The sequence below is a fragment of the Nostoc mirabile CHAB5784 genome (genome assembly GCF_020829645.1).
GTDB lineage: Bacteria > Cyanobacteriota > Cyanobacteriia > Cyanobacteriales > Nostocaceae > Nostoc > Nostoc mirabile.
Map to the genome: position 1 here is coordinate 1 of NZ_JAIVFS010000227.1, position 5,044 is coordinate 5,044.

At 43.2% G+C, this 5,044-nt stretch carries 7 protein-coding genes; 5 read left to right on the forward strand and 2 right to left on the reverse strand.

Going from position 1 to position 5,044, the window contains the following annotated elements; genetic code table 11:
- From LC653_RS44590 to LC653_RS44605, 4 genes are all read left to right on the forward strand, one after another.
- On the forward strand, positions 1-201 hold a 201-nt coding region (locus LC653_RS44590), incomplete at its 5' end, for a hypothetical protein (RefSeq protein WP_229501644.1).
- A gap of 207 nt (positions 202-408) precedes the next feature.
- The gene (locus tag LC653_RS44595; RefSeq protein ID WP_229501645.1) at positions 409-2,505 is read left to right on the forward strand and encodes an FAD-dependent oxidoreductase; all 2,097 of its coding nucleotides are present in this window, start codon (positions 409-411) and stop codon (positions 2,503-2,505) included.
- A 247-nt stretch (positions 2,506-2,752) separates the two neighbouring features.
- Positions 2,753-3,079: an ATP-dependent Clp protease adapter ClpS gene (gene clpS, locus LC653_RS44600; RefSeq protein WP_306423312.1), complete on the forward strand. Its 327-nt coding sequence runs from the start codon at positions 2,753-2,755 to the stop codon at positions 3,077-3,079.
- 5 nt (positions 3,080-3,084) lie between these two features.
- A complete protein-coding gene (locus LC653_RS44605) occupies positions 3,085-3,411 on the forward strand; it encodes a DUF2103 domain-containing protein (protein ID WP_229501646.1) in 327 nt (108 codons plus the stop codon).
- Positions 3,412-3,453: 42 nt separating this feature from the next.
- Here LC653_RS44605 and LC653_RS44610 read toward each other — a convergent pair whose 3' ends face one another.
- Both LC653_RS44610 and LC653_RS44615 read right to left on the reverse strand, forming a co-directional pair.
- Entirely contained in the window at positions 3,454-3,774 is a 321-nt protein-coding gene (locus LC653_RS44610) for a hypothetical protein (RefSeq protein ID WP_152590168.1), read from the reverse strand.
- 473 nt (positions 3,775-4,247) lie between these two features.
- Complete coding sequence (locus tag LC653_RS44615) at positions 4,248-4,733, reverse strand: molybdenum cofactor biosynthesis protein MoaE (RefSeq protein WP_229501647.1); 486 nt, start codon at positions 4,731-4,733, stop codon at positions 4,248-4,250.
- 119 nt (positions 4,734-4,852) lie between these two features.
- Between LC653_RS44615 and LC653_RS44620 the strand changes: the two genes are divergently transcribed.
- On the forward strand, positions 4,853-5,044 hold a 192-nt coding region (locus LC653_RS44620; RefSeq protein WP_229501648.1), incomplete at its 3' end, for a hypothetical protein.

Here is a 5,044-nt window from a genome sequence, read left to right on the forward strand (position 1 = left end):
AAGCAAATGCTCTCGCTCAACAAGCAAATGCTCTCGCTCAACAAGCAAATGCTCTCGCTCAACAAGCAAATGCTCTCGCTCAACAAGCAAATGCTCTCGCTCAACAAGCAAATGCTCTCGCTCAACCAGCAAATGCTCTCGCTCAACAAGCAAATGCTCTCGCTCAACCTGACTTTTCACCGGATGTGGAAAAGGGGATAGACTTTTGCAAGAGGTCTAATGACTTCAAAATATTAATATTTATAGTTTTTAATAACTTCAGGCTAAACTGAGACTACATACTCAGTATTTTAAGTGTAAAAATTGTATTTAAATATATTTATATTTAGTCTGATAAACTTGTGATGATCATTTCCTGGATGCTACCTTCTACAAGGTGACACAGGATTTGGAGCAGTTTTTTTAACCATGAAGGGTAGACACAAAGTAGCTTATAGTTTGACATCACTGATCAGTCTCAATTTCATATCTACCTTAGTTGCATTTGATGGTGCGATGGCTGCGCCAACGTCTTCTCTACGAGACGCTACGCGAACGACGATCGCAGCGCCAACGTCAAAGGCGATCGCCACAGTACCGAGAACCCCAGATAAAAGTGTCAACTGCGAAATTTTAGTTGCAGGTGGTGGACTTTCTGGTGTCGCCACAGCTTACGAGGGGTTACTAGCCGGACGAACGGTTTGCCTCACAGAAATTACTGACTGGCTGGGAGGACAAATTTCTTCTCAAGGGACATCTGCGTTAGACGAACGGCCAACTCAGCGTGCCCTAAAATTCTATTCTCGCGGCTACCTAGAATTGCGAAACCGGATTGGGCGCAAATACGGTGAACTTAACCCCGGTGACTGTTGGGTAAGTGACTCCTGCTTTCTTCCCCGCGATGCTCACGCCATTTTGGCCCAGATGCTCAAAGATGCCGAGAAGCAAGGCAAAGGGAAGTTGCAATGGTTTCCCAACACGGTAATTAAGGATTTGGAAATCGCTACTGATGGCAAAATAATTAATGGTGCGATCGCTATCCAACATCAACCAGCAAAAGGCGCACCACCCCTCAATACCTTTACTTTATCTCAAAGTATTGAAGATTCTTATAGCTACGAAAACTCATCTCGATTTACCAAAACTATTCTCCGTTTCCTTCCTAAGGCAGATAAAGGGGATGCTCCTAAGTGGTATGTCGTAGATGCAAGCGAAACTGGAGAAATTATTGCACTTGCTGATGTCCCCTACCGATTGGGTATTGATGCCCGTTCTTACCTAGAACCTTCTGCGTCTAGCACCAACAATGATCCTTATTGCCCTCAAGGCTTTACCTACACTTTTGCAATGGAGGCAACTAAGGAAGCGCAACCGCAGACGATGCCCCCATTCTATTTACAATACGCACCATATTTTAGCTATGAATTAAAGCGACTGGCTAACTTTGACTTAGTTTTCACCTATCGTCGCATTTGGAGTCCAAATAAAGGGAAACCAGTAAAATTCGGCGGTGTCAGTTTTACTGCTGCTACACCAGGGGATATTTCCATGCAAAACTGGACTTGGGGTAACGACTACCGCCCCGGAACAGCTAAGGATAACTTAGTTTACAGTCGCCAACAGTTACAAGGCACTGGGCAATTAAAACCAGGTGGTTGGATGGGAGGACTGCGAACAGAAACCCTCCGCAATGCTGAAGAAAATGCCCTCTCATTTTATTATTGGTTGGTAGCTGGGACTACAGATTCCCAGTTGGGGGAAGGTGTAAAACAGCAGCAAACTAATAACCGCTTTGTTTCCGGGTTAAATTCCCCAATGGGGACAGTGCATGGCTTATCGAAATATCCCTATATGCGCGAAGGACGGCGCATCATTGGACGCCCCAGTTGGGGACAACCTGGTGGCTTTGGTATTTGGGAAATTGATATTTCTCGCCGAGATTACAATGATCAGTATTACTCCCAGATGCCAGCAGATATGTATCGGAGGCTACGAGCAGCGCTTGCAGGTTTGGAAGCAGTATCAGTAATTGAAGGTAAAGTCTCACCAGAAAAAGCAATGCGACGGACTCGTTCTACCATCTTCCCCGATGCTGTGGGTATTGGTCACTACGCTATAGATTTCCATCCTTGTATGGTGAATAGTCCCCCAGAAGCTCCTGGTAATACAGAACGTCCAGGTGAAAGGCGTGGTGCAGGTCTTGCTTATCCCTTCCAAATTGCTCTGAGGGCAATGATTCCCCAGAAAATTGATAATTTACTGGTAGGAGGCAAAAGCATTGCTACTAGTCATATTGCTGCTGCTGCCTATCGAGTCCATTCCTTTGAATGGTCGTCTGGCGCAGCTGCGGGAACTGTTGCTAGTTTTGCCATCAAAAATGCGATCGCACCCTACCAACTAGTCGATGACTTACCCAAACAAGAGCCACAACTGGAAGCACTTAAACGGCTTTTGCAACAAAATGGCAACCCCACAGCCTTCCCCGATACATCCATTTTTAACGAAAACTGGGATAATTGGCGGTAGATAGTCATTGGTCATTGGTCATTAGTCATTAGTCATTGGTCATTGGTCACTTGTACTGAGCGAACGCGAGTGCGTCTCCAAGAGTTGCCGTAAAGCCTGCGGCATAGCTACGCTTAGGGCGCAGCTTAAGAAGAGAAGTATTGGTCATTTGTTAAGGACAACGAACAACGGACAAATGACCAATGACAATGGACTAAACTAATTGTTTGTAGTGTAGTTTTGTAAAATTATCTTGCTTAATTGTTCTATGGTTATGACACTTTCAGCAGATGTTTACGGGATGGCCACAGCACCAACTAAAGCTCCTGAACGGTCTAATCAAGTTACCCGTAAGACTTATCCGAATTACAAAGTGATTGTATTAAACGATGATTTTAATACATTCCAACATGTGAGTGAATGTTTGATGAAATATATTCCAGGGATGACTGGCGATCGCGCATGGGATCTAACTAATCAGGTACACTATGAAGGTCAAGCGATCGTCTGGGTCGGGCCCCAAGAACCTGCGGAACTCTATCACCAGCAGCTGCATCGAGCAGGTTTGACAATGGCACCTCTAGAAGCAGCTTAATTATCATGGGCAAACCCACCGTAGATTCCCTCCGAACGGCTTCGCAAAAAGCTGGCAGACTGGTTTGGAATCACTCGACCCACCTTTCTGGTCTAATTCCCATTTTAGAACGTCTTTGTCAGCAGGATAGCATCCAAACCGTGACACCTGGCGTGATTGGGCAAGCAAAAGGCCATTGTCCAAAAATGCAACTGCGCGTTTCAGTACCGATTCGCGGCGGCTATAAAGTAATTGCACGGCAGGGAAAGACGGTACAAGAGGTCTTTATTTTAACCCCTTTGGCGCAGTCAGAATTGGAAACGGCATTAGCGATCGCTATGAAGAAATCTTAATCATGCCCAATTCCCAATTCCCCCATGCCCCATGCCTCATGACTATTCTTCAACACGGTGTACTGCAAATTTGTGTAGTGGCAGACTAACAATGCAAGAAAAAGTTAAGAAATATGACAGAGCCGTAGTTATTCTCAAAGTCATGAGTACAGATTCCCAGTCGGGTAAAACTATTTTTTCTATACCAAAGGCTACACAGTAAACTAGCCAGTAAGTAAAGCTCATTCTAAATAGAATCCGCTCTGTTTCTTCTACATCATTTTTTTGCTGCTTACTGTCCCACAGTAACACCAGCCCAACAATGCAAGCTACAAAGGAAACAGCAACTACAAATTCGTGACAAAATATATTTAACGAATGCATTTGTGTTTATCCCCACATTTTTCAGTTGAAGATCAGTCTAAAGGAATATTCATTGTAGAAATACAAAATATTTACAAACCTCAATAGAATCATGCACTTTCTGTAAACAAATGCAACATAAATTGTTGTTTTGCAAATCTAAATATTTTTAATAAAAATTAAATATTTCTGTTAAGTAAGCGTTTAAGAATTAGAGATTACTAATTGGTTTAGATTTTGGACACAAAAAAGCTGCGTATTTTTTACGCAAATCAAAAAATACATCACAAATTACCTTAGTTAGTTTTTGAACTAAAGGAAATGATAATATTTACCTAAAAACGTTTTGTCGTTGATATTACTATGCCTTGGGAAACTTAAAGCCCAAACGGTAAAGTACTCGTTGATGTCATCCAGCACTTAGCGTCGCACACATCATAGTTAGGTTAGCTAATTGCTGGATAAATTGAGCGTGTTCAATAACCTGACAAATTTTAACAATTGTCTCCTGATGTTTCACAAGCGCCAATACTCACCCATCGGCTAGAACCATCTTCCCAATGTTCTTTCTTCCAAATGGGGGCTTCGTGTTTGAGGGTATCAATAGCATACTGGCAAGCTTCAAACGCCTCACTGCGATGAGGACAACCTACTGCGACTAAAACGCTAATTTCTCCAACTTGCAAACGTCCAGTGCGATGATGAATCACTACCCGATTCACATCAGGGGTAGATAAGCGAATATCAGCAGCAATTTGATAAAATATCCGCAATGCCATAGGTTCGTAAGCTTGATACTCTAGAGCAATTACAGGTTTCCCATCAGTTTGATTGCGAACTACGCCACTCATTATAACCACAGCACCGTTGGCTGGATCGTCAGATTTGGCATAGATTTCTTCAAGAGACAATGGTGCAAAGCTAATAGCAAAACTATCTTCGGCTCTTGGTTTAACAGCAGAGGTAAGTGTAGTCGTCATAACTGCGATCGTATTATGTAGGCTTTTTCTATTGTCCCTGAACAAAACACTGCTGGTGTATGTTTAGTTGCTCTTGCTATAGCGAAAAAACCTCTCATATTATGTCCGCATAATTAGTTATGATTCCCACAGTCATTGCACCCCACCCCGCCAATCGTCGCTTTGTCTCCCCTCCTGCTTGCGGGGAGGCAGGGTGGTTTCATACGAAAAAAGAAAAATACATAAGTCTTGATTTCTCGTTTTGTGACATAGCTTTTTACCCCACTTCCATTCCTCTCCCCGAAGCGGAGAGAGGCTTTGAAACCCAGTTT